Consider the following 21465-nt stretch of genomic DNA (forward strand, 5'->3'; position numbering starts at 1 on the left):
AAAAAGGCGCGCATCATACCATACTCCATCACAAATTACCTGGAGGATGGTATCGCAAGGAAACGAACCGCACGGGCAATGTCACGGGTGCGCGGCGCTGGCGGCAGACTGGCGAGAAACGTCGCGCCGTAAGGGCGCATCACCAGCCGATTGTCGCAAATCACCAAAACCCCTCGATCGTCGGCGTCGCGAATCAGTCGCCCTACTCCCTGCTTGAGAGTAATGACCGCATCCGGCAGTTGTACTTCATCGAACGGGTCACCACCGCGCAAACGGCAATCTTCCATGCGCGCTTTTAACAACGGGTCATCCGGGGAGGTAAACGGCAACTTGTCGATAATCACCAGTGACAATGTATCGCCACGCACGTCCACCCCCTCCCAGAAACTGCTGGTCGCCACAAGCAGCGCGTTACCGGCGCTGACAAACTGCTGTAGCAGTTGGCCTTTGCTGGTTTCCCCCTGCAACAACACGGGAAGCGTCATGGTAGCGCGGAACTGCTCGGCCAGATCGCGCATCATGGCGTGCGAGGTACAAAGCATAAAACAACGACCGTTGTTAGCTTCGATGATCGGTCGCAACATTGCCGCCAGTTGCCGTGCGGAGCCCGGTTGATTGGTTTGCGGCAGGTTGCGCGGCACACAGAGTAACGCCTGGTGGCTGTAATCAAACGGGCTGGGTAACAGCAACGACTCTGCCTGTTCAATGCCAAGCCGCGAGGTAAAATGATGCAGATCGTCATTCACCGACAGCGTTGCTGAGGTAAAGATCCAGCTACCTGGTTTTTGCGCCATTAATTCTTTGAATTTATCCGCCACGCTAAGCGGCGTGAGTGCCAGAGTAAAATGGCGCGAAGTGCATTCGTACCAGTAGCTGTAGCCCGGCTGATTGATCTCTTTTAGCCGTTTCAGCCGCGTACGATACAACGTGGCGCGCTCAAATGCCGCATCCAGCAAGACGGAACGCCCCAGCGACAGTTTCGCCACGTCATAACAAAGTTCCAGGGTGTCATCGAGCAGTAAAAATGCTCGCTGAATTTGCGGATTAGCTAACAGTTCGCGCAGGTTGCCACGATAACCTGGCTCACCTAATTGCAGGCGAAAATCCTGCGCGCTCTGGGCAAGGCGGTCGGCGCACTTTTGTAACTGCTGGGTGTCTTTTAATTCGGTGCGGTAGGCGATGGTGATGTCTTTTGCCAGGTCGAGCAGTTGTCGACTGGAGAGTGACTGACCAAAATACTGGCTGGCAATGTCAGGCAGTTGGTGGGCTTCGTCGAAGATCATCACGTCAGCTTCCGGGATCAGTTCGCCAAATCCACTCTCTTTCACCACCATATCCGCCAGAAAGAGATGATGGTTTACCACCACCACATCGGCGTCCATCGCTTTTTTGCGTGCTTTGACCACAAAGCAATCTTTATACATCGGGCAGTCGCTGCCAAGGCAGTTGTCGTTGGTGCTGGTGACCAGCGGCCACGCCTGTGAATCTTCCGCCACGCTGACGCAGGTGCTGATATCACCATCGACTGTTTGATTAGACCAGGAGCGCAGCAGGATCACATCGCTTAAAATTTGTACCGGTAGATCGCCACCCGCCAGCGCCTGCTGTTCGAGACGTTCGAGGCAGAGGTAGTTAGAGCGCCCTTTCAGCAACGCCACGTTGCCCGTATATTTCAACGCCTTTGAAACCGTTGGCAAATCGCGGCTGTAGAGCTGATCCTGCAACGCTTTTGAACCGGTCGAGATAATGACTTTCTTTTTCGCCCGCAGCGCAGGGGCCAGGTAAGCGTAGGTTTTGCCCGTACCGGTTCCGGCCTCCACCACCAGCGGCTGGCTTTTATCTATCGCCCCGGCGACGGCTACCGCCATCTGACGCTGTGGTTCTCGCGGCTTAAAGCCTGGTATCGCTTTCGCCAGCTGACCGTCTGGTGCAAAATCGTCCGTCACACTACCCCCTGTTGATTTGAACAGGGATTATGTCAGGATGAGGGCGCTTTCGCCAGTTGAAGTGGTGACGGCGACCTCACATTGTGGCAGTCTTTGCAGCACGAAAATGGAAGGATAATGAGGACAAAATGATGACTATCGTTCGTATCGATGCTGAAGCCCGCTGGTCTGATGTAGTAATCCACAACAACACGCTCTACTACACTGGTGTACCGGAAAACCTCGACGCCAATGCCTTTGAGCAAACCGCCAACACGCTGGCGCAGATTGACGCCGTGCTGGAAAAACAGGGCAGCAATAAATCGAGCATTCTGGATGCCACCATTTTCCTGGCTGATAAAAACGACTTCGCGGCGATGAATAAAGCGTGGGATGCCTGGGTTGTCGCGGGTCATGCGCCGGTGCGCTGCACGGTACAAGCGGGTTTGATGAACCCGAAGTATAAAGTTGAAATTAAGATTGTGGCTGCGGTGTAAGCTTTATCGAAGCAAAATAAGTCAGACGATAATTTATCGATAATACTGGTCGGTTTTACATAAATCGACCAGAGATTAAGATATTACTGTTGATGCTCCTGCTAATTCATTATTTATTTTTATAATTTCAATTTTAGCTATAAAACTAACTATATAAATAAACATAACAATGCCGTTGTGTTCGCCCTTCGATTAGCATCTCTGGTTTTCTTTCTTAGCTGAACATCTGGTTATAGCGTGAGAACTGACCGTTAATTTTCTCCCTCTTACTGGATAACACACCATGAGCTGCTACCTTTGAAACACCTGAATGTCAACAGGTTAACTCGTGCCATATCGTTATAATCCCTTTGATATTAGATGCAAATTAAGGTCATATATAGCCTTATCGATAACATGGTTAATTTTAAGGATAAGAATATGCCTGCTGTAATAGATAAAGCCCTGGATTTCATTGGTGCCATGGATGTATCAGCGCCAACACCAAGTTCGATGAATGAAAGCACGGCGAAGGGAATCTTTAAATATTTGAAAGAACTGGGAGTACCCGCGAGTGCCGCTGATATTACGGCGCGAGCTGACCAGGAAGGCTGGAACCCTGGGTTCACGGAAAAAATGGTTGGATGGGCAAAAAAAATGGAGTCTGGTGAACGCTCTGTGATTAAAAATCCTGAATACTTTTCAACATATATGCAGGAAGAACTAAAAGCACTGGTCTGAGTTAAATTTACATCAGCATAAATGGGGCAGGACGCTTTTAACCACATATAAAAAGCGTCCTTTTTCTCACAATCAAATAATCATCGGCTTCTATAACGAAATCAATACGGATTAGAGTCTTACTCGTCTTCATCCTCAAAACGCGCCACAATTCGTTCGCCAGAGTGGTTGGCACGCAGCTCTTCGGCCACCAACGCGATTGCCTGGCCGCTGCTCATCCCTTGTGCCATCAGTTCCTGGATCCGCTCGACGGCTTTTTGCTGCTGTTCATGGGTGAGTGAAGGTAAACCTGCAAACATTGTTAACTCCTGCTAAATTGTTGGCGCTAATTATTTCATGCTACCCGGCACTTAGCCAGTAGAGTCAGGACTGATGAAGACGTTATCTCCCGCTGTGATTACTTTACCCTGGCGTCAGGACGCCGCTGAATTTTATTTCTCCCGCTTAAGCCACCTGCCGTGGGCGATGCTTTTACACTCCGGCTATGCCGATCATCCATATAGCCGCTTTGATATTGTGGTCGCCGAGCCGATTTGTACTTTGACTACTTTCGCTAAAGAAACCGTTGTTAGTGAAAGCGAAAAACGCACAACGACCACTGATGACCCGCTACAGGTGCTCCAGCAGGTGCTGGATCGCGCAGACATTCGCCCAGCGCATAACGAAGATTTGCCATTTCAGGGCGGCGCGCTGGGGTTGTTTGGCTACGATCTGGGCCGCCGTTTTGAGTCACTGCCAGAAATTGCGCAGCAAGATATCGTTCTGCCGGATATGGCTGTGGGTATCTACGACTGGGCGCTCATTGTCGACCACCAGCGTCAAACAGTTTCTTTGCTGAGTCATAATGATGTCAATGCCCGTCGGGCCTGGCTGGAAAGCCAGCAATTCTCGCCGCAGGAAGATTTCACGCTCACTTCCGACTGGCAATCCAATATGACCCGCGAGCTGTACGGCGAAAAATTTCGCCAGGTACAGGAATATCTGCACAGCGGTGATTGCTATCAGGTGAATCTCGCCCAGCGTTTCCATGCGACCTATTCTGGCGATGAATGGCAGGCATTCCTTCAGCTTAATCAGGCCAACCGCGCGCCATTTAGCGCTTTTTTACGTCTTGAACAGGGCGCGATTTTAAGCCTTTCGCCAGAGCGGTTTATTCTTTGTGATAATAGTGAAATCCAGACCCGCCCGATTAAAGGCACGCTACCACGCCTGCCCGATCCTCAGGAAGATAGCAAACAAGCAGAAAAACTGGCGAACTCAGCGAAAGATCGTGCCGAAAATCTGATGATTGTCGATTTAATGCGTAATGATATCGGTCGTGTTGCCGTAGCAGGTTCGGTAAAAGTACCAGAGCTGTTCGTGGTGGAACCCTTCCCTGCCGTGCATCATCTGGTCAGCACCATAACGGCGCAACTACCAGAACAGTTACACACCAGCGATCTGCTGCGCGCAGCTTTTCCTGGTGGCTCAATAACTGGAGCACCGAAAGTACGGGCTATGGAAATTATCGACGAACTGGAACCGCAGCGACGCAATGCCTGGTGCGGCAGCATTGGCTATTTGAGCTTTTGCGGCAACATGGATACCAGCATTACTATCCGCACGCTGACTGCCATTAACGGACAAATATACTGCTCTGCGGGCGGTGGAATTGTCGCCGATAGCCAGGAAGAAGCGGAATATCAGGAAACTTTTGATAAAGTTAATAAGATATTACGCCAACTGGAGAAGTAAGACGTGGAATACCGTAGCCTGACGCTTGATGATTTTTTATCGCGTTTTCAACTTTTGCGCCCGCAAATTAACCGGGAAACCCTAAATCATCGTCAGGCTGCCGTGTTAATCCCCATCGTCCGCCGACCGCAACCGGGGTTGTTGCTGACTCAGCGTTCGATTCATCTGCGTAAACACGCCGGACAAGTGGCATTCCCTGGAGGTGCAGTCGATGACACGGACACATCAGTTATCGCCGCCGCGCTGCGCGAAGCTGAAGAAGAGGTCGCTATACCGCCTTCCGCCGTTGAAGTTATCGGCGTGCTGCCGCCCGTCGATAGCGTAACTGGCTACCAGGTAACCCCGGTGGTCGGCATTATCCCGCCCGATCTACCGTATCGCGCCAGTGAAGATGAAGTCTCCGCTGTGTTTGAAATGCCCCTCGCCCAGGCGCTGCATTTAGGCCGTTATCACCCGTTAGATATCTACCGCCGTGGCGATTCACATCGGGTATGGCTGTCCTGGTATGAACAGTATTTTGTATGGGGAATGACCGCAGGCATAATTCGTGAGCTGGCGCTGCAAATTGGTGTGAAACCCTGACTATACTTATCTTTACATCTACAAAACACTACTTGAGACAATCATCGCAATATTAGTTAAATCGCGGTTTTTGATTAGTTTAATTCATGTGAATAGTTAAGCCAGTCGCCGCGTTCCCTCTTACACTATGCGCTGTTATTCGTTCGTTACTGGAAGTCCAGTCACCTTGTCAGGAGTATTATCGTGATTAGTCTATTCGACATGTTTAAGGTGGGGATTGGTCCCTCATCTTCCCATACCGTAGGGCCTATGAAGGCGGGTAAACAGTTCGTCGATGATCTGGTCGAAAAAGGCTTACTGGATAGCGTTACTCGCGTTGCCGTGGACGTTTATGGTTCACTGTCGCTGACGGGTAAAGGCCACCACACCGATATCGCCATTATTATGGGTCTTGCAGGTAACGAACCTGCCACCGTGGATATCGACAGTATTCCCGGTTTTATTCGCGACGTAGAAGAGCGCGAACGTCTGCTGCTGGCACAGGGACGGCATGAAGTGGATTTCCCGCGCGACAACGGGATGCGTTTTCATAACGGCAACCTGCCGCTGCATGAAAACGGTATGCAAATCCACGCCTATAACGGCGATGAAGTCGTCTACAGCAAAACTTATTATTCCATCGGCGGCGGTTTTATCGTCGATGAAGAACACTTTGGTCAGGATGCCGCCAACGAAGTGAGCGTGCCGTATCCGTTCAAATCTGCCACCGAACTGCTCGCGTACTGTAATGAAACCGGCTATTCGCTGTCTGGTCTCGCTATGCAGAACGAACTGGCGCTGCACAGCAAGAAAGAGATCGACGAGTATTTCGCGCATGTCTGGCAAACCATGCAGGCATGTATCGATCGCGGGATGAACACCGAAGGCGTACTGCCAGGCCCGCTGCGCGTGCCGCGTCGTGCGTCGGCCTTGCGCCGGATGCTGGTTTCCAGCGATAAACTGTCTAACGATCCGATGAATGTCATTGACTGGGTAAACATGTTTGCGCTGGCAGTTAACGAAGAAAACGCCGCCGGTGGTCGTGTGGTAACTGCGCCAACCAACGGTGCTTGTGGCATTGTTCCGGCAGTGCTGGCTTATTATGACCACTTTATTGAATCGGTTAGCCCGGACATCTATACCCGTTACTTTATGGCTGCGGGCGCGATTGGTGCACTGTATAAAATGAACGCCTCTATTTCCGGTGCGGAAGTCGGTTGCCAGGGCGAAGTGGGTGTTGCCTGTTCAATGGCTGCTGCGGGCCTTGCCGAGCTGTTGGGCGGTAGCCCGGAACAGGTTTGTGTGGCAGCGGAAATTGGCATGGAGCACAACCTCGGTCTGACCTGTGACCCTGTTGCAGGGCAAGTTCAGGTGCCGTGCATTGAACGTAACGCCATTGCGTCAGTCAAGGCGATTAACGCCGCGCGGATGGCCCTGCGTCGCACCAGTGCGCCGCGCGTCTCGCTGGATAAAGTCATCGAAACGATGTACGAAACCGGTAAAGACATGAACGCCAAGTACCGCGAAACGTCTCGTGGTGGTCTGGCAATTAAAGTCCAGTGTGACTAATACTTTATCCTCGCCCATCTGCAACGGATGGGCGAATTTATCCCTGCTTTCTCGTCTGCTGTAATTTTCCCCACTACACTTCCACTGTTGCGTCAGGCGTTTGTCGCCATACGCTTACAGGGTGGCCCGCATGCAAAAAGCACAACGGATCATTAAAACCTATCGCCGTAATCGAATGATTGTTTGTACGATTTGCGCACTCGTTACGCTCGCTTCGACCCTGAGCGTGCGATTTATTTCACAGCGTAACTTAAATCAACAACGGGTAGTACAATTCGCCAATCACGCTGTAGAGGAATTAGATAAAGTACTGCTTCCCCTACAGGCAGGTAGCGAAGTCTTACTTCCGCTAATTGGTCTGCCCTGCTCTGTCGCCCATTTGCCATTACGTAAACAGGCGGCAAAACTCCAAACTGTGCGATCCATTGGCCTGGTGCAAGACGGCACACTTTATTGCTCCAGCATTTTTGGTTATCGCAATGTGCCCGTCGTGGACATTCTGGCTGAACTTCCTGCACCGCAACCACTTTTACGACTGACGACCGACCATGCCCTGATTAAAGGCAGTCCGGTTTTGATTCAATGGACGCCTGCAGCGGGCAGTAGCAATGCTGGGGTCATGGAGATGATCAACATCGACTTACTGGCGGCAATGCTGCTTGAGCCACAACTGCCGCAAATCAGTAGCGCCAGCCTGACGGTGGACGATCGGCATTTGCTCTATGGTAATGGGCTGGTAGATTCCCTTCCGCAACCTGAAGACAATGAAAACTATCATGTTTCTTCGCAACGCTTTCCTTTTACCATTAACGTTAATGGTCCGGGGGCTACGGCGCTGGCATGGCACTATCTTCCAACACAATTACCGCTGGCGGTGCTGCTAAGTTTACTTGTGGGCTATATCGCCTGGCTGGCGACCGCTTACCGGATGAGTTTTTCCCGTGAAATCAATCTGGGCCTGGCGCAACATGAGTTCGAATTGTTCTGCCAGCCTTTGCTTAATGCGCGCAGCCAGCAATGTATTGGTGTAGAGATTTTGCTGCGCTGGAACAATCCACGTCAGGGCTGGATTTCACCGGATGTGTTTATTCCTATCGCGGAAGAACATCATTTAATTGTGCCACTGACCCGCTATGTGATGGCAGAAACCATCCGTCAGCGGCATGTTTTCCCAATGAGTAGTCAGTTTCATGTTGGCATTAACGTCGCACCCAGCCATTTTCGCCGTGGTGTGCTGATAAAAGATCTCAATCAGTACTGGTTTAGCGCTCACCCGATTCAGCAACTGATCCTCGAAATCACCGAACGCGATGCCTTACTGGATGTTGATTATCGGATTGCCCGCGAGCTGCATCGTAAAAACGTCAAACTGGCGATTGATGACTTCGGCACCGGCAACAGTTCATTTTCCTGGCTTGAAACATTACGTCCTGACGTGCTGAAAATTGATAAGTCATTTACCGCAGCTATAGGTTCTGACGCGGTTAACTCGACGGTGACCGATATCATCATCGCACTGGGGCAAAGACTGAATATTGAACTGGTGGCGGAGGGTGTGGAAACACAAGAACAGGCGAAGTATTTGCGCCGTCATGGCGTGCATATTTTGCAAGGGTATTTGTACGCACAGCCGATGCCGCTACGTGATTTTCCCAAATGGCTGGCGGGCAGCCAACCGCCGCCCGCCCGGCATAATGGACATATCACGCCCGTTATGCCGTTACGTTAACGCTTACTCATCTTCATCGTGCGCCGGTTGCTCTTTAACAATGCGAACCAGATCAACACGATAATCATTGGCTTCAATGATGGTAATATGCAGTGGCCCTACATCAATCACATCGCCCACACGGGGAATGTGACCATTTGCCGAGATCACGAGGCCTGCGACCGTCGCGATATCATCGTCATCGGCAAGGTGCTCAACATCAAGCGCCTGCTGCAAGGCATGCAAATCTGTACCGCCTTTTACCAGCCAGCCGTCACCATCGGTAATGATTTCCGGCGTTTCGTCAGCGTCCGGGAATTCACCCGCAATGGCTTCCAGCACATCCAGCGGCGTGACCAGGCCTTGTACCACACCAAACTCGTTGGTCACGATAACAAAGCTCCCGCGAGCACGACGCAGCACGCCCAGTAGGTTGATCGGGTCAAGGGTTTCAGGGACGATAATCGCCGGAGACGCCGAAGCAATCGCCGCCACATCAACACCTTCTTCGAGCGCCACCAGCAGTTCTTTAGCACGTACGATACCGATGATTTCATCCAGTTCACCGCGACATACCGGGAACAGACTGTGCGGTGAGGAGAGCAGCTGCTCACGGATTTCATCCACCCCGAGATTAGCGTCAACCCAGCTTATTTCACCGCGCGGCGTCATGATCCCGCGCAGAGAACGCGACGCCAGCGTCAATACACCGTTAATCATGTAACGTTCTTCTTCGGCAAACGCACCTTCCGGTACCGGGATAGGCATCGGGTTATCGGCATCGTGCTGAACATTGGCCTGACGTTTCCCCCCCATCAAACGCAGGATGGCATCGGCAGTACGCGCACGCAGCGGCAAAGTCGACTGGTGACGAATAAAGTTGCGACGCGCAATCTGGTTAAACACTTCGATGATGATCGAGAAGCCAATCGCGGCATACAGGTAACCTTTCGGAATGTGGAAACCGAAACCTTCTGCCACCAGACTCAGACCAATCATTAACAGGAAGCTCAGACAGAGCACCACTACCGTTGGATGCTGATTAACAAATCGCGTCAGCGGTTTCGATGCCAGCAGCATAACCGCCATCGCAATCACCACCGCAGCCATCATCACCGGTAGATGGTTAACCATCCCTACAGCAGTAATCACCGCATCCAACGAGAAGACGGCGTCAAGGATGACGATCTGTGTGACGACCACCCAGAAACTGGCGTAGCCTTTACCGTGGCCGGAATCATGATCGCGGTTTTCCAGCCGTTCATGCAGTTCGGTTGTTGCTTTGAACAGCAAGAATATCCCCCCGAACAACATAATCAGGTCGCGTCCGGAGAAGGAGAAATCCATGACGGTAAAGAGCGGTTTGGTCAGCGTGACCATCCATGAAATCAGCGACAGCAGCCCCAGACGCATAATCAGCGCCAGTGATAATCCCAGCAAACGCGCTTTATCGCGTTGTTTTGGCGGCAGTTTGTCAGCAAGAATGGCGATGAAGACCAGGTTATCGATACCCAGCACAATTTCGAGAACAACAAGCGTGAGTAGCCCCGCCCAAATTGAGGGGTCCATTAAGAATTCCATGACAAGCTCCTGCTTAAGGAATAGCTATTCGGCGCCAGAAATAATGCAGGCGTAACGACAAAAGGCAAACGAAAGGTGCGGCATAAAGTGCCAGAAAAGCAGGCGTTAAAAGGCCTGATGCTGAAATGACGTCGGTGACGATCCATACTGCGGGCTACTGCCCTATACTCCATGGTTGTTAAACGGGAGTTAAACATATCAGAGACACATCTGATTTGGCAAAGATTTACCTTCCTTTGCAAACGAATGTGACAAGGATATTTTACCTTTCGAAATTTCTGCTAATCGAAAGTTAAATTACGGATCTTCATCACATAAAATAATTTTTTCGATATCTAAAATAAATCGCGAAACGCAGGGGTTTTTGGTTGTAGCCCTTATCTGAATCGATTCGATTGTGGACGACGATTCAAAAATACATCTGGCACGTTGAGGTGTTAACGATAATAAAGGAGGTAGCAAGTGACCATTGCTATTGTTATAGGCACACATGGTTGGGCTGCAGAGCAGTTGCTTAAAACGGCAGAAATGCTGTTAGGCGAGCAGGAAAACGTCGGCTGGATCGATTTCGTTCCAGGTGAAAATGCCGAAACGCTGATTGAAAAGTACAACGCTCAGTTGGCAAAACTCGACACCACTAAAGGCGTGCTGTTTCTCGTTGATACATGGGGAGGCAGCCCGTTCAATGCTGCCAGCCGCATTGTCGTCGACAAAGAGCATTATGAAGTCATTGCAGGCGTTAACATTCCAATGCTCGTGGAAACGTTAATGGCCCGTGATGATGACCCAAGCTTTGATGAACTGGTGGCTCTGGCAGTAGAAACAGGCCGTGAAGGCGTGAAAGCACTGAAAGCCAAACCGGTTGAAAAAGCCGCGCCAGCACCCGTTGCCGCAGCACCAAAAGCGGCTCCAACTCCGGCAAAACCAATGGGACCAAACGACTACATGGTTATTGGCCTTGCGCGTATCGACGACCGTCTGATTCACGGTCAGGTCGCCACCCGTTGGACCAAAGAAACCAATGTCTCCCGTATTATTGTTGTTAGTGATGAAGTGGCTGCGGATACCGTTCGTAAGACACTGCTCACCCAGGTTGCACCTCCGGGCGTAACAGCACACGTAGTTGATGTTGCCAAAATGATTCGCGTCTACAACAACCCGAAATATGCTGGCGAACGCGTAATGCTGTTATTTACCAACCCAACAGATGTTGAGCGTCTCGTTGAAGGCGGCGTGAAAATCACCTCTGTTAACGTCGGTGGTATGGCATTCCGTCAGGGTAAAACCCAGGTGAATAACGCGGTTTCGGTTGATGAAAAAGATATCGAGGCGTTCAAGAAACTGAATGCGCGCGGTATTGAGCTGGAAGTCCGTAAGGTTTCCACCGATCCGAAACTGAAAATGATGGATCTGATCAGCAAAATCGATAAGTAACGTATTGTGTTGATTATCACTCAGTTTTCACACTTAAGTCTTACGTAAACAGGAGAAGTACAATGGAGATTACCACTCTTCAAATTGTGCTGGTATTTATCGTAGCCTGTATCGCAGGTATGGGATCAATCCTCGATGAATTTCAGTTTCACCGTCCGCTAATCGCGTGTACCCTGGTGGGTATCGTTCTTGGCGATATGAAAACCGGTATTATTATCGGTGGTACGCTGGAAATGATCGCGCTGGGCTGGATGAACATCGGTGCTGCCGTTGCGCCTGACGCCGCTCTGGCTTCTATCATTTCTACCATTCTGGTTATCGCAGGTCATCAGAGCATTGGTGCGGGTATCGCACTGGCAATCCCTCTGGCTGCTGCAGGTCAGGTACTGACCATCATCGTTCGTACTATTACCGTTGCTTTCCAGCACGCTGCGGATAAGGCTGCTGATAACGGCAACCTGACAGCGATTTCCTGGATCCACGTTTCTTCTCTGTTCCTGCAAGCAATGCGTGTGGCTATTCCGGCCGTCATCGTTGCGCTGTCTGTTGGTACCAGCGAAGTCCAGAACATGCTGAATGCGATTCCGGAAGTGGTGACCAATGGTCTGAATATCGCCGGTGGCATGATCGTGGTGGTTGGTTATGCGATGGTTATCAACATGATGCGTGCTGGCTACCTGATGCCGTTCTTCTACCTCGGCTTCGTAACCGCAGCATTCACCAACTTTAACCTGGTTGCTCTGGGTGTGATTGGTACTGTTATGGCAGTGCTCTACATCCAACTTAGCCCGAAATACAACCGCGTAGCCGGTGCGCCTGCTCAGGCCGCTGGTAACAACGATCTCGATAACGAACTGGACTAACAGGTGAGCGAAATGGTTGATACAACTCAAACTACCACCGAGAAAAAACTCACTCAAAGTGATATTCGTGGCGTCTTCCTGCGTTCTAACCTCTTCCAGGGTTCATGGAACTTCGAACGTATGCAGGCACTGGGTTTCTGCTTCTCTATGGTACCGGCAATTCGTCGCCTCTACCCTGAGAACAACGAAGCTCGTAAACAAGCTATTCGCCGTCACCTGGAGTTCTTTAACACCCAGCCGTTCGTGGCTGCGCCGATTCTCGGCGTAACCCTGGCGCTGGAAGAACAGCGTGCTAATGGCGCAGAGATCGATGACGGTGCTATCAACGGTATCAAAGTCGGTTTGATGGGGCCGCTGGCTGGTGTAGGCGACCCGATCTTCTGGGGAACCGTACGTCCGGTATTTGCAGCACTGGGTGCCGGTATCGCAATGAGCGGCAGCCTGTTAGGTCCGCTGCTGTTCTTCATCTTGTTTAACCTGGTGCGTCTGGCAACCCGTTACTACGGCGTAGCGTATGGTTACTCCAAAGGTATCGATATCGTTAAAGATATGGGTGGCGGCTTCCTGCAAAAACTGACGGAAGGGGCGTCTATTCTCGGCCTGTTTGTCATGGGGGCATTGGTTAACAAGTGGACACATGTCAACATCCCGCTGGTTGTCTCTCGCATTACTGACCAGACGGGCAAAGAACACGTTACCACTGTCCAGACTATTCTTGACCAGTTAATGCCGGGCCTGGTACCACTGCTGCTGACCTTTGCTTGTATGTGGCTGCTGCGCAAAAAAGTTAATCCGCTGTGGATCATCGTTGGCTTCTTCGTCATCGGTATCGCTGGTTACGCTTGCGGCCTGCTGGGACTGTAAGATTGTTGTACACTACCGGGGCCTTTTGGCCCCGTTTTTTTATCTGGAGGATTAATGACAATCACGGACCTGGTACTGATTCTTTTCATCGCCGCACTCCTGACCTTCGCGATCTACGATCAGTTCATCATGCCCCGCCGCAACGGCCCCACCCTGCTGGCAATTCCTTTGCTCCGACGTGGCCGCATCGACAGCGTTATCTTCGTAGGACTGATTGTCATTCTTATCTATAACAACGTCACGAATCATGGCGCGCAAATAACGACATGGTTATTAAGTGCACTGGCTCTAATGGGGTTTTATATTTTCTGGATCCGCGTTCCGAAGATCATCTTTAAACAAAAAGGTTTTTTCTTCGCCAATGTCTGGATTGAATATAGTCGAATTAAAGCGATGAACTTGTCTGAAGATGGCGTGTTAGTGATGCAATTAGAACAGCGCCGGCTGTTAATCCGCGTTCGAAATATCGACGACCTGGAGAAAATTTATAAACTTCTTGTTTCCACTCAATAAGTTATGAATTTAGCCAAAGCTATGCTTGCTGTATTTTAAATAATCAGACATAGCTTAGGCTATATTATCCCATCCCTTATTTGTTATTTATTTTAACGTTTCATTGATATATAAATCTAAATGAAAATCGTTATCAATTAACTGCTGAAATAATATATCCCAACAGTTGTTTTATATTCTAAAAATATGTTAATGTTGCGCCCTCATTTGGGGAGTAGCCGATTTCCAGATTCCGGAAATGTACGTGTCAACATACTCGTTGCAAAACGTGGCACGTACGGACTGAACACTTTCAGTCAGGCGAGACCATATGCACATCAATCGCTATGCCTGCATGAACGCGAAAATCATCGCGGTTTGTTGTTCATGTATGCATGTTTGCTGGGGGCGATGATGTGTTTTATGGATACCCCGGTCAGGACGTTGTCATGAATATCACTGCTACTGTTCTTCTTGCGTTTGGTATGTCGATGGATGCATTTGCTGCATCAATCGGTAAAGGTGCCACCCTCCATAAACCGAAATTTTCTGAAGCTTTGCGAACTGGCCTTATTTTTGGTGCCGTCGAAACCCTGACGCCGCTGATCGGCTGGGGAATGGGCATGTTAGCCAGCCGGTTTGTCCTTGAATGGAACCACTGGATTGCGTTTGTGCTGCTGATATTCCTCGGCGGGCGAATGATTATTGAGGGTTTTCGTGGCGCAGATGATGAAGATGAAGAACCGCGCCGTCGACACGGTTTCTGGCTACTGGTAACCACCGCGATTGCCACCAGCCTGGATGCCATGGCTGTGGGTGTTGGTCTCGCCTTCCTGCAGGTCAACATTATCGCGACCGCATTGGCCATTGGTTGTGCAACCTTGATTATGTCGACATTAGGGATGATGGTTGGTCGCTTTATCGGCTCAATTATTGGGAAAAAAGCGGAAATTCTCGGTGGGCTGGTACTGATCGGCATCGGCGTCCAGATCCTCTGGACGCACTTCCACGGTTAATAAGAACGCTGCCAGAGGTGAATATTAAAGTCCGTCTGGCAGTCGAACACTTCTTTTGCTGCCAGTGTTTGCCAGACTTCTGACTTCGCACGCCAGGCAAACGGCGTCATCTGCAATAATGCGACGGCTTCGTCACCGCGAAGACGCATCGGATAACACAACTCATCACTCTGCTGTAATGTAAAACCTTCCAGTTGTTCTGCATGTGGTGCATGAAGATGTACTTCATTGTAAATCAGCCCCTTCAGCTCCATCAAATGTCGCGGTCCCGGCGTGGCAGTAATGACCCAACCGCCAGGCTTCACTACTCGCGCTATTTCTTCTGCTTTACACGGCGCGTAAATACGTATTATGGCGTCCATACTGGTATCGGAAAACGGCAAACGGTGGCTGGAAGCAACACAAAAAGTGACCTGCGGATAGCGTTTCGCCGCCGCTTTTATCGCAACCTTCGAGACATCCAGACCAAACGTGGTGATTTCGGGCAACGCATCGGCAAATGCGTGTGTGTAATACCCTTCACCACAGCCGATATCCAGCACCGCCGTGGCCGTTTCATCAAGCTGTTCCCGCAGTTGGGCAACAATTGCATCACGCAGCGGCTGATAATGTCCGGCATCTAAGAATGCGCGTCGTGCTTGCATCATTTCCGCGCTGTCGCCCGGATCACGAGATCGTTTATGCTGAACAGGCAACAGGTTGACATACCCTTCTTTCGCCATATCAAACTGATGTCGCTGGGGACAGATATAGCTGTTTTTTTCACGCGAGAGAGGCTGATGGCAAAGTGGACAGGAAAACGACATGACAACTCCGGCAGGATACTAAAGTCCGCAAGTGTAACGCGAATCACGCGGCGGGCAAATATCCGAATGCCAGGAGCGAAGATAAAGCAAAGTAAAAAGCCTCGCATTCGACGAGGCTTTATAGCGAGATTGAAGTGTCTTCACACTTCAGATCAGTGGATTCGATCAGATAGCTGTTACGTTAACAGCTGCCGGACCTTTCTGGCCGTCCTGAATTTCGAACTCAACGTTCTGACCTTCAGCCAGAGTTTTGAAGCCATTACCCTGGATAGCGGAGAAGTGTACGAACACGTCTTTGCTGCCATCAGCCGGAGTGATGAAGCCAAAACCTTTAGACTCGTTGAACCACTTAACCTGACCTTTAATCTTTGCCATTTGAAAAATTCCTTAGATTGTTTTCTTCGCCCGCAGGCATAACATAGATAAAACTGACACATTACTGCATGAGGCACCAATATAAGGCTCGGCAGAGAAGCGGTATTCAACGTCAACGTGTTTACTCAGGACTTCTTTACTGAAAATGCCACACATAAACAGAACTGTACCTCGTTTAACCCGAAATCTGTTATCACATACAACGTTAATTATGGCAAGCCATTTTTAAACATGTCTCGATCAGACGCACAAATCTCGATACGTCTTCCACTTTTTTTGCACACTTATGCAACGGAATACGCGCCGATATATCATTGTGCTTAACCTTGCCAGTTCAGGCAGATACTTAAACTGACGTATTTTCTAACATAGTTCAATAAGTTCAGTTGTTCCAGGCCAATGGGAGAAGTTATTACATAGTGCGTGCAATATCACATTTTCTGCTATGCAATGAATAAAAAGTTATATCACTTTTTCTCATAAAACAGTCAGTTAACGGCTATCAATCACCCCAAAGAGAAGTCAATCGCCAAAGGTATTGTAAATTTAAAATAAGAAAAATTGATGAATGCGCAAAAAAATCAAGAGAGAAACGTTTCGCTAATAAATAATAACACGCTTAATCACAAATCCGATGTAAACTTCCTAATAAATTAATGGGCTAAATATCTTTTTCTGATATCCCGTTACGCAAATAAATAATATGATAATTATTTGAAGTCAGACCAGAGTTTTAATTTGAAGCAGTTGCACCATGACAGTGCGTATAATCAGGATGAATTGAGTAACCCTTCAACGACGGGGTTACTCAAGATTGAGGAAGGATTACCGTTCGGCGACCAGACGAATAATATCTTCGTCTTCAACCGATTTTTGACTCTCAACGGTCTTTTTATCTTCTTTCTCAGGTTCGTTTGCTTCGCACAAACGACGTAACAGTGCATTTTGACGTTTTTGCTGATCCAGCAACGCCTCAAGCAGTTCAATCTGTTCGTTAGTTCGTGAACTGGCACGATTGATAAAAAACCACAAGATGAGCCCGATAAGAAGAACCACCACCGATACAACCAAAGACGCAATGTTCATCACGCCTGAATTTACAACTTCGTTCATTTCACCACCTCTGAGTAGAGGCGCTATTCTACCACTGCTGGAGAGGAAGAAAATCTAGTGCTGAAAAAATGATATCACCACGGGATAAACTGGTTAATGGCACAAATTCCGCTGAAAAATTGTACATCCTGATCGCACATCATGTTGAATACCTGCGCCCAAAGCAGCAAGCAAGCCAACACCACGACAACCAGAACGACCCATCGAAACTTTTTCACTCCAATCTCCGTTTCACCTACCTTATGTCATTAAACTAGCATGTGTTAGTTAAACAGCGCCTAACTATGTCGATATTCGTGCTTTTTCAGAATGAGTCGCTTGCTTCAGCGCATATTGCCGCTACGATTAAGCGAACATAAAAAGAGAAGAGGTTGTAATGCGATTCATCATTCGCACAGTTATGCTGATAGCACTGGTATGGATAGGATTATTACTCAGCGGATATGGCGTTTTGATTGGAAGCAAAGAGAATGCCGCGGGATTAGGTTTGCAATGTACCTATCTGACCGCCAGAGGCACCAGCACGGTACAATACCTGCACACTAAAAGTGGTTTTCTGGGGATAACAGATTGCCCGTTGTTACGTAAAAGCAATATTGTGGTCGATAATGGTTAAGGGTAATAAATAACCAGATTCTCACTCATAAGTAAAATATTCTTATCGCAAGTGCGTTTAATATAACGCCACCTTCAACTTTATTTTTCTCATGCTAAATAAAGAACCTGTCTGTTTGATATTCAGACAGGTTCTTACTCTCATCAGAACGGATAGTCGTGATAACCCATTTGGGCAGAAATTTTGCGCGCCGCGGTGTGCAACATTGCGACATATTCCTGTAAACGCTCTTCAGAGAAACGCAACGTCGGGAAGGAGATGCTCAGACCGGCAATGACCACGCCAAAGCGATCAAATACCGGAACCGCAATGCAACGCAGTCCTTCTTCCTGCTCTTCGTTATCTTCGCCATACCCCTGCTCGCGCACCTGGTCCAGAACGGGTAATAACGCTTCTGTACTGGTGATGGTCCGTTCGGTACTGCGTTTATACTCCACGCCCTCAAGAATTTGCTTCACTTCATCGCGATCGCGCCATGCCAGCAGTACCTTACCAATCGCGGTGCTGTACAGCGGATTACGACGCCCAATCCGTGAATACATGCGCAAATTGTACATAGAGTCAATTTTGTGGATGTAAACAATACTGTCTTCGTCCAGTGCGCCAAGGTGGATAGTTTCTTTCGTCAGGCGGGAAATCTCACGCATCTGGATATCTGCGCTACGAATTAAATCGACGTTTTGTAAAGCGCGAGCGCCCAGTTCAAACAATTTCAGGGTCAGCGAATATTTCTCCGACTCCCCTTCCTGCGCCACATAACCCAGGGTTTTCATGGTCTGTAAAAAGCGATAAACGGTGCTTTTTGACATCATGACGCGCTGCGACAGCTCGGTTATCCCTATTTCGCGCTCTTCACCCAGCGCCTGCAAAATGCCAAAAACTTTCAGCACGGAAGATACAGAATCAGGCTGTTTATCCAGATCTGCGTTAGCCATTTATCACCTCGTTGCGAGTGTTTTATAAAAATCAGAACTGTTTTTTATTATAATTTCGCACCTGGGTGGTCGCAATCCATCTTTTGCCGGTTAGTTACAATTCTGCGACATCCACCGTGAATATCAGTGCTAGAATCTTACCCCTGTTGATTATTCACCAAAGATATAAAATTCCTATGCCAAAAGTTCAGGCCGACGGCCTGCCGTTGCCCCAGCGATACGGTGCGATATTAACCATTGTGATTGGTATTTCGATGGCTGTGCTTGACGGCGCAATCGCCAACGTCGCCTTGCCAACAATCGCCACAGACCTTCATGCCACACCGGCCAGTTCCATCTGGGTAGTGAACGCCTATCAAATCGCCATTGTCATCTCCCTGCTCTCGTTTTCGTTTCTGGGCGATATGTTTGGCTATCGACGTATTTATAAATGCGGTCTGGTCGTTTTTCTGTTGTCTTCACTGTTCTGTGCCCTTTCTGATTCGCTACAAATGCTCACCCTTGCGCGTGTCATACAAGGTTTCGGCGGTGCAGCGTTGATGAGCGTTAATACCGCACTTATCCGCCTGATCTATCCACAACGTTTTCTGGGTAGAGGGATGGGCATAAACTCGTTTATTGTTGCCGTCTCTTCTGCTGCCGGGCCGACAATTGCTGCAGCAATCCTCTCCATCGCATCCTGGAAATGGTTATTTTTAATCAACGTACCGTTGGGTATTATCGCCCTGCTTCTGGCGATGCGTTTTCTGCCACCCAATGGCTCTCGTGCCAGCAAACCCCGTTTCGACCTGCCCAGCGCCGTGATGAACGCGTTAACCTTCGGCCTGCTTATTACTGCATTGAGTGGTTTCGCTCAGGGGCAATCGCTGACGTTGATTGGCGCGGAACTGGTGGTAATGGTTGTCGTTGGTATTTTCTTTATTCGCCGCCAGCTTTCTCTTCCCGTACCGCTGCTACCGGTGGATTTACTGCGTATCCCGCTGTTTTCACTTTCTATTTGCACATCTGTTTGCTCTTTCTGCGCACAAATGCTGGCAATGGTTTCCCTGCCCTTTTACCTGCAAACCGTGCTCGGGCGTAGTGAAGTCGAAACAGGTTTACTTCTGACACCGTGGCCGTTAGCAACAATGGTGATGGCTCCGCTGGCAGGCTATTTAATTGAACGCGTACATGCAGGATTGCTGGGTGCTTTAGGGTTGTTCATCATGGCTGCGGGGCTTTTTTCCCTGGTTCTGCTGCCCGCGTCACCTGCGGATATCAATATTATCTGGCCGATGATCTTATGTGGCGCTGGATTTGGCTTATTCCAGTCACCCAATAACCACACCATTATTACCTCCGCTCCGCGCGAACGTAGCGGTGGGGCCAGTGGCATGTTAGGGACGGCTCGTCTATTGGGTCAGAGTAGTGGCGCGGCGCTGGTGGCGCTGATGCTAAATCAGTTTGGTGATAATGGTACACACGTCTCGCTGATGGCTGCGGCTATTCTGGCAGTGATTGCTGCCTGTGTCAGTGGCTTACGTATTACCCAGCCACGATCCAGGGCATAAAAAAAGCGCGTCGATCAGGACGCGCTTTTTAGTATTTACTTCATATTACTTCAGGTATTCACCCGTACGCAGAGCTTCAATACGTTTATCCAGCGGCGGGTGAGTCATGAACAACTCACTGAGCGATTTCGACTTCCCGTTAATACAGAAAGCCATCATGCTGGTTGCTTCTTGTGGTTCATAGCTGGTTTTCAGGCGTTGCAGCGCGGCAATCATTTTCTCACGACCAACCAGTTTTGCTGAACCCGCATCGGCGTGGAATTCACGGTGACGCGAGAACCACATGGTGATAATGCTCGCCAGAATACCAAACACCAGTTCCAGCACCGTCGCGACGGCAAAGTAGATCAGTGGGTTGCCGTTGCTCTCTTCACCTTCGTCACGGTTACCGCCCATGAAGCCAGCAGCCAGCTGCGCCAGAATACGTGAAATAAAGATAACGAAGGTGTTCACCACGCCCTGAATCAGCGTCATGGTGACCATATCACCATTGGCGATGTGACTGATTTCGTGAGCAATTACCGCCTCAGCTTCATCCGGGCTCATGTTCTGCAGCAAACCGGTGCTGACAGCAACCAGAGAGGCATCACGGCGCGCACCGGTTGCAAAAGCGTTGATGTCCGGCGCATGGTAGATAGCCACTTGCGGCATAGCGATCCCCGCCTGACGAGCCTGGGTTGCTACAGTATTGACCAGCCAACGTTCCCTTTCGTTACGCGGTTGCTCGATCACTTCCCCGCCAACAGATCGTAATGCCATCCATTTGGACATCAGAAGCGAAACGAAGGAACCACCAAAACCGAACAGCAAGGCCATGATCATCAGCCCCTGAACGCTGCTCGACTGTATCCCTGTCAGGCTCAGTACCAGCCCGAAAACGACCATTACGGCCAGGTTCGTTAGCAGGAAGAGCGCGATTCGCATCATAATTTTCTTTTTACCTCAGTTTAACAAAACGCAATATGCGATACCCACATCGTATGGGTTACGCGACTATTTTCAAGTCTGGATAGTGCGTAAGTCACCAGAAAGACACAACTTTACATTTTGTAGCATCTGATTTACGGCATCTTGCCGCTGTTAAAAAATCAGGCACAATTTCTTGT

Annotated in this window: 24 protein-coding genes; 13 read left to right on the forward strand and 11 right to left on the reverse strand. The window is 49.5% G+C overall.

What is annotated here, in order from left to right:
* Positions 1-35: 35 nt before the first annotated feature.
* A complete protein-coding gene (locus BEB54_RS03365; RefSeq protein ID WP_105282131.1) occupies positions 36-1946 on the reverse strand; it encodes an ATP-dependent DNA helicase in 1911 nt (636 codons plus the stop codon).
* A 131-nt stretch (positions 1947-2077) separates the two neighbouring features.
* On the opposite strand from BEB54_RS03365, the gene BEB54_RS03370 reads away from it, so the two are divergent.
* On the forward strand, positions 2078-2422 hold the full coding sequence (locus BEB54_RS03370) for a RidA family protein (RefSeq protein ID WP_001354727.1): 345 nt from the start codon (positions 2078-2080) through the stop codon (positions 2420-2422).
* 420 nt (positions 2423-2842) lie between these two features.
* Entirely contained in the window at positions 2843-3142 is a 300-nt protein-coding gene (locus tag BEB54_RS03375) for a DUF1889 family protein (protein WP_001111990.1), read from the forward strand.
* 119 nt (positions 3143-3261) lie between these two features.
* Here BEB54_RS03375 and BEB54_RS03380 read toward each other — a convergent pair whose 3' ends face one another.
* Positions 3262-3441, reverse strand: coding sequence for a YoaH family protein (locus tag BEB54_RS03380; protein ID WP_000457334.1), 180 nt, complete (start codon positions 3439-3441; stop codon positions 3262-3264).
* A gap of 73 nt (positions 3442-3514) precedes the next feature.
* Between BEB54_RS03380 and pabB the strand changes: the two genes are divergently transcribed.
* From pabB to BEB54_RS03400, 4 genes are all read left to right on the forward strand, one after another.
* Positions 3515-4876, forward strand: a complete 1362-nt coding sequence (gene pabB, locus BEB54_RS03385) for an aminodeoxychorismate synthase component 1 (RefSeq protein ID WP_105276938.1) — start codon at positions 3515-3517, stop codon at positions 4874-4876.
* A 3-nt stretch (positions 4877-4879) separates the two neighbouring features.
* The gene (locus BEB54_RS03390) at positions 4880-5458 is read left to right on the forward strand and encodes a CoA pyrophosphatase (RefSeq protein ID WP_000456733.1); all 579 of its coding nucleotides are present in this window, start codon (positions 4880-4882) and stop codon (positions 5456-5458) included.
* A gap of 183 nt (positions 5459-5641) precedes the next feature.
* The gene (gene sdaA, locus BEB54_RS03395; protein WP_000624298.1) at positions 5642-7006 is read left to right on the forward strand and encodes an L-serine ammonia-lyase; all 1365 of its coding nucleotides are present in this window, start codon (positions 5642-5644) and stop codon (positions 7004-7006) included.
* A 130-nt stretch (positions 7007-7136) separates the two neighbouring features.
* The gene (locus tag BEB54_RS03400; RefSeq protein WP_001353154.1) at positions 7137-8735 is read left to right on the forward strand and encodes an EAL domain-containing protein; all 1599 of its coding nucleotides are present in this window, start codon (positions 7137-7139) and stop codon (positions 8733-8735) included.
* Between the two features lie 3 nt (positions 8736-8738).
* On the opposite strand, the gene yoaE is transcribed toward BEB54_RS03400, so the two are convergent.
* Positions 8739-10295: a CNNM family cation transport protein YoaE gene (gene yoaE, locus BEB54_RS03405; RefSeq protein WP_000394976.1), complete on the reverse strand. Its 1557-nt coding sequence runs from the start codon at positions 10293-10295 to the stop codon at positions 8739-8741.
* Entirely contained in the window at positions 10283-10441 is a 159-nt protein-coding gene (locus tag BEB54_RS29675; RefSeq protein ID WP_269218577.1) for a protein YoaL, read from the reverse strand. The genes yoaE and BEB54_RS29675 overlap by 13 nt, the downstream gene beginning before the upstream one ends.
* Before the next feature lie 316 nt (positions 10442-10757).
* Between BEB54_RS29675 and manX the strand changes: the two genes are divergently transcribed.
* The 5 genes from manX to mntP all read left to right on the forward strand — a co-directional run bounded on the left by manX (position 10758) and on the right by mntP (position 14964).
* On the forward strand, positions 10758-11729 hold the full coding sequence (gene manX / locus BEB54_RS03420; protein WP_000150550.1) for a PTS mannose transporter subunit IIAB: 972 nt from the start codon (positions 10758-10760) through the stop codon (positions 11727-11729).
* Positions 11730-11791: 62 nt separating this feature from the next.
* The gene (gene manY / locus BEB54_RS03425; protein WP_000406926.1) at positions 11792-12592 is read left to right on the forward strand and encodes a PTS mannose transporter subunit IIC; all 801 of its coding nucleotides are present in this window, start codon (positions 11792-11794) and stop codon (positions 12590-12592) included.
* 12 nt (positions 12593-12604) lie between these two features.
* Complete coding sequence (gene manZ / locus BEB54_RS03430) at positions 12605-13456, forward strand: PTS mannose transporter subunit IID (protein WP_000228655.1); 852 nt, start codon at positions 12605-12607, stop codon at positions 13454-13456.
* 54 nt (positions 13457-13510) lie between these two features.
* A complete protein-coding gene (locus BEB54_RS03435) occupies positions 13511-13969 on the forward strand; it encodes a DUF986 family protein (RefSeq protein ID WP_000156290.1) in 459 nt (152 codons plus the stop codon).
* A gap of 428 nt (positions 13970-14397) precedes the next feature.
* Complete coding sequence (mntP, locus tag BEB54_RS03445) at positions 14398-14964, forward strand: manganese efflux pump MntP (protein WP_001296134.1); 567 nt, start codon at positions 14398-14400, stop codon at positions 14962-14964.
* Here the strand turns inward: mntP and rlmA are convergent.
* The 5 genes from rlmA to mgrB form a co-directional block, all read right to left on the reverse strand.
* A complete protein-coding gene (gene rlmA, locus BEB54_RS03450) occupies positions 14961-15770 on the reverse strand; it encodes a 23S rRNA (guanine(745)-N(1))-methyltransferase (RefSeq protein WP_105276937.1) in 810 nt (269 codons plus the stop codon). The two genes, mntP and rlmA, sit on opposite strands and share 4 nt — an antisense overlap.
* Positions 15771-15935: 165 nt before the next feature.
* Positions 15936-16145 (reverse strand): transcription antiterminator/RNA stability regulator CspE, encoded by a 210-nt coding sequence (gene cspE / locus BEB54_RS03455; protein WP_001062678.1) that lies wholly within the window; start codon positions 16143-16145, stop codon positions 15936-15938.
* A gap of 12 nt (positions 16146-16157) precedes the next feature.
* A complete protein-coding gene (locus BEB54_RS03460; RefSeq protein WP_001295496.1) occupies positions 16158-16301 on the reverse strand; it encodes a DUF2627 domain-containing protein in 144 nt (47 codons plus the stop codon).
* 669 nt (positions 16302-16970) lie between these two features.
* Positions 16971-17258, reverse strand: a complete 288-nt coding sequence (locus tag BEB54_RS03470) for a YebO family protein (RefSeq protein ID WP_001006867.1) — start codon at positions 17256-17258, stop codon at positions 16971-16973.
* A 74-nt stretch (positions 17259-17332) separates the two neighbouring features.
* On the reverse strand, positions 17333-17476 hold the full coding sequence (mgrB, locus tag BEB54_RS03475) for a PhoP/PhoQ regulator MgrB (protein ID WP_000714550.1): 144 nt from the start codon (positions 17474-17476) through the stop codon (positions 17333-17335).
* 158 nt (positions 17477-17634) lie between these two features.
* On the opposite strand from mgrB, the gene BEB54_RS03480 reads away from it, so the two are divergent.
* Positions 17635-17874 (forward strand): YobH family protein, encoded by a 240-nt coding sequence (locus BEB54_RS03480; RefSeq protein WP_001211011.1) that lies wholly within the window; start codon positions 17635-17637, stop codon positions 17872-17874.
* A gap of 143 nt (positions 17875-18017) precedes the next feature.
* Here BEB54_RS03480 and kdgR read toward each other — a convergent pair whose 3' ends face one another.
* Positions 18018-18809: a DNA-binding transcriptional regulator KdgR gene (gene kdgR, locus BEB54_RS03485; protein ID WP_001262182.1), complete on the reverse strand. Its 792-nt coding sequence runs from the start codon at positions 18807-18809 to the stop codon at positions 18018-18020.
* A gap of 176 nt (positions 18810-18985) precedes the next feature.
* Here kdgR and BEB54_RS03490 point away from each other — a divergent pair, with 176 nt between their 5' ends.
* The gene (locus BEB54_RS03490) at positions 18986-20359 is read left to right on the forward strand and encodes an MFS transporter (RefSeq protein WP_001354729.1); all 1374 of its coding nucleotides are present in this window, start codon (positions 18986-18988) and stop codon (positions 20357-20359) included.
* A 45-nt stretch (positions 20360-20404) separates the two neighbouring features.
* On the opposite strand, the gene htpX is transcribed toward BEB54_RS03490, so the two are convergent.
* A complete protein-coding gene (gene htpX, locus BEB54_RS03495) occupies positions 20405-21286 on the reverse strand; it encodes a protease HtpX (protein ID WP_000984517.1) in 882 nt (293 codons plus the stop codon).
* Between the last annotated feature and the right edge of the window lie 179 nt (positions 21287-21465).

The sequence above is a fragment of the Escherichia sp. MOD1-EC6021 genome (assembly GCF_002965245.1).
GTDB classification, from domain to species: Bacteria; Pseudomonadota; Gammaproteobacteria; order Enterobacterales; family Enterobacteriaceae; genus Escherichia; species Escherichia coli_F.

Bases quoted from the DNA above. Each gene is read 5' to 3' on its own strand.
- BEB54_RS03370 (WP_001354727.1), top strand. From the start codon at position 2,078: ATGACTATCGTTCGTATCGATGCTGAAGCCCGCTGGTCTGATGTAGTA.
- BEB54_RS03375 (WP_001111990.1), top strand. From the start codon at position 2,843: ATGCCTGCTGTAATAGATAAAGCCCTGGATTTCATTGGTGCCATGGAT.
- BEB54_RS03380 (WP_000457334.1), bottom strand. From the start codon at position 3,441: ATGTTTGCAGGTTTACCTTCACTCACCCATGAACAGCAGCAAAAAGCC.
- pabB (WP_105276938.1), top strand. From the start codon at position 3,515: ATGAAGACGTTATCTCCCGCTGTGATTACTTTACCCTGGCGTCAGGAC.
- BEB54_RS03400 (WP_001353154.1), top strand. From the start codon at position 7,137: ATGCAAAAAGCACAACGGATCATTAAAACCTATCGCCGTAATCGAATG.
- yoaE (WP_000394976.1), bottom strand. From the start codon at position 10,295: ATGGAATTCTTAATGGACCCCTCAATTTGGGCGGGGCTACTCACGCTT.
- BEB54_RS29675 (WP_269218577.1), bottom strand. From the start codon at position 10,441: ATGGATCGTCACCGACGTCATTTCAGCATCAGGCCTTTTAACGCCTGC.
- manY (WP_000406926.1), top strand. From the start codon at position 11,792: ATGGAGATTACCACTCTTCAAATTGTGCTGGTATTTATCGTAGCCTGT.
- manZ (WP_000228655.1), top strand. From the start codon at position 12,605: ATGGTTGATACAACTCAAACTACCACCGAGAAAAAACTCACTCAAAGT.
- BEB54_RS03435 (WP_000156290.1), top strand. From the start codon at position 13,511: ATGACAATCACGGACCTGGTACTGATTCTTTTCATCGCCGCACTCCTG.
- mntP (WP_001296134.1), top strand. From the start codon at position 14,398: ATGAATATCACTGCTACTGTTCTTCTTGCGTTTGGTATGTCGATGGAT.
- rlmA (WP_105276937.1), bottom strand. From the start codon at position 15,770: ATGTCGTTTTCCTGTCCACTTTGCCATCAGCCTCTCTCGCGTGAAAAA.
- cspE (WP_001062678.1), bottom strand. From the start codon at position 16,145: ATGGCAAAGATTAAAGGTCAGGTTAAGTGGTTCAACGAGTCTAAAGGT.
- BEB54_RS03460 (WP_001295496.1), bottom strand. From the start codon at position 16,301: ATGTGTGGCATTTTCAGTAAAGAAGTCCTGAGTAAACACGTTGACGTT.
- BEB54_RS03470 (WP_001006867.1), bottom strand. From the start codon at position 17,258: ATGAACGAAGTTGTAAATTCAGGCGTGATGAACATTGCGTCTTTGGTT.
- BEB54_RS03480 (WP_001211011.1), top strand. From the start codon at position 17,635: ATGCGATTCATCATTCGCACAGTTATGCTGATAGCACTGGTATGGATA.
- kdgR (WP_001262182.1), bottom strand. From the start codon at position 18,809: ATGGCTAACGCAGATCTGGATAAACAGCCTGATTCTGTATCTTCCGTG.
- BEB54_RS03490 (WP_001354729.1), top strand. From the start codon at position 18,986: ATGCCAAAAGTTCAGGCCGACGGCCTGCCGTTGCCCCAGCGATACGGT.
- htpX (WP_000984517.1), bottom strand. From the start codon at position 21,286: ATGATGCGAATCGCGCTCTTCCTGCTAACGAACCTGGCCGTAATGGTC.